We start from the raw sequence: 1,840 nt of genomic DNA on the forward strand, positions 1-1,840 counted from the left end.
CCGCACCCACCACCACCGCACGATGCGACAACGCAGAACGAGCAGCCACCAACGACCACCCCACATCCACCGGATCCAGATCGGGATTCCGCTCCGCGAAGGCCCGTAGCCGTACGGCCTGCGCCTGCGCACCCACCTCGTCCCGGGCCGAGAACACCCAGGGAATCGCCGGGAGTTCGATCCGCTCCGTCCCGGACTCAGGTTCGCCCGTCGTATCGGGGGCCTGCTCGAGAATCACATGGGCGTTGGTACCGCTCGCTCCGAACGATGAGACTCCGGCGCGGCGGGGCCGCCCGGCGTCCGGCCACGCCGTCTGCTCGCCCAGGAGCCGCACCGCGCCGGTGGACCAGTCCACATGGGGTGTCGGCTCATCGATGTGCAGGCTCTGCGGCAGCACACCGTGGCGCATCGCCATCACCATCTTGATCACACCGGCCACACCCGCCGCCGCCTGCGTATGACCAATATTCGACTTCACCGAACCCAGCAACAACGGCCGCTCCGGATCCCGATCCTGACCGTAGGTGGCCAACAGGGCCTGCGCCTCGATCGGATCACCCAACGTGGTCCCCGTACCGTGTGCCTCCACCGCATCAACATCCCGAGTGGCAAGCCCGGCACTGGCCAGCGCCTGCCGGATCACCCGCTGCTGCGACGGACCATTCGGCGCCGTCAACCCCTTCGACGCACCATCCTGATTCACCGCAGAACCCCGCACCACAGCCAACACCCGATGCCCATTGCGCTCAGCATCAGACAACCGCTCCACCAGCAGCAGTCCCACGCCCTCCGACCAACCCGTCCCATCCGCACCAGCGGCAAAGGACTTGCACCGCCCATCGGCAGCCAGCCCACCCTGACGCGAGAACTCCACAAAAACCTGTGGAGTCGCCAGTACGGTGACTCCGCCCGCGAGCGCCAGCGAGCACTCACCGCGCCGTAGCGACTCGCTTGCCAGATGCAGCGCCACCAGCGACGACGAACATGCCGTGTCGACCGTCAGGGCAGGTCCCTCCAGACCGAACGTATAGGCCAGCCGCCCCGACGCCACGCTGCCCGCGATGCCAGTCCCCCGATAGCCCTCGATGTCCTCCGGGACATCGGCGAGCCACGAGCCGTAGTCGTGGTACATCACGCCCGTGAAGACCCCGGTCCGGCTGCCTTTGAGCGTGTCGGGGGCGATTCCGGCCCGCTCGAACACCTCCCAGGCCGCCTCCAGCAGCAGCCGCTGCTGCGGATCCATCGCCAGCGCCTCACGCGGCGAGATGCCGAAGAACCCGGCGTCGAACTCAGTGGCGTCATAGAGGAATCCGCCGTCTCGGGCGTACGAGGCACCGGCGCCGTCCTTGGCTCCGGCCAAGGTCGCCAGATCCCAACCCCGGTCCGTGGGCAGCGCGGAGACCGCGTCGGTGGCCGAGTCCACCAGGCGCCACAGGTCCTCCGGAGACTCGACACCCCCGGGGAAGCGGCAGCTCATGCCCACGATCACAATCGGATCGTCGTCGACAACCGGCAGCGGCGCGGTCGGGGCGGCGGCGGGCAGGGAGCCCCACACCTCCGCCAGCACACGCTCGGCCAGCAACTGGGGGGTGGGGTGATCGAAGACGGCGGTGGCGGGCAGCCGTACGCCGGTGGCCGCGCTGATCCGGTTGCGCAGTTCCACCGCGGTCAGCGAATCGAAGCCGATTTCCTGGAATGTCCTCGAAGTGTCGATGGACTCCGCGGAGACGTGGCCGAGGACACCGGCCACGTGTTCCTGCACCAGGCCCACGACCCGGTGTTCCCTCTCGGCCTCTGTTGCTCCGGCGAGTTGGTGCCGCAGTCCGGCCGGGGTGCCTCC

General features: G+C 68.7%; 1 protein-coding gene. It reads right to left on the bottom strand.

Going from position 1 to position 1,840, the window contains the following annotated elements:
- Window positions 1-1,840, bottom strand: a 1,840-nt coding sequence (locus KN815_RS48185; RefSeq protein WP_253209718.1) for a type I polyketide synthase, incomplete at both ends; no start/stop codon positions are given.

Source organism: Streptomyces niphimycinicus (genome assembly GCF_018883605.1).
GTDB classification, from domain to species: domain Bacteria; phylum Actinomycetota; class Actinomycetes; order Streptomycetales; family Streptomycetaceae; genus Streptomyces; species Streptomyces niphimycinicus.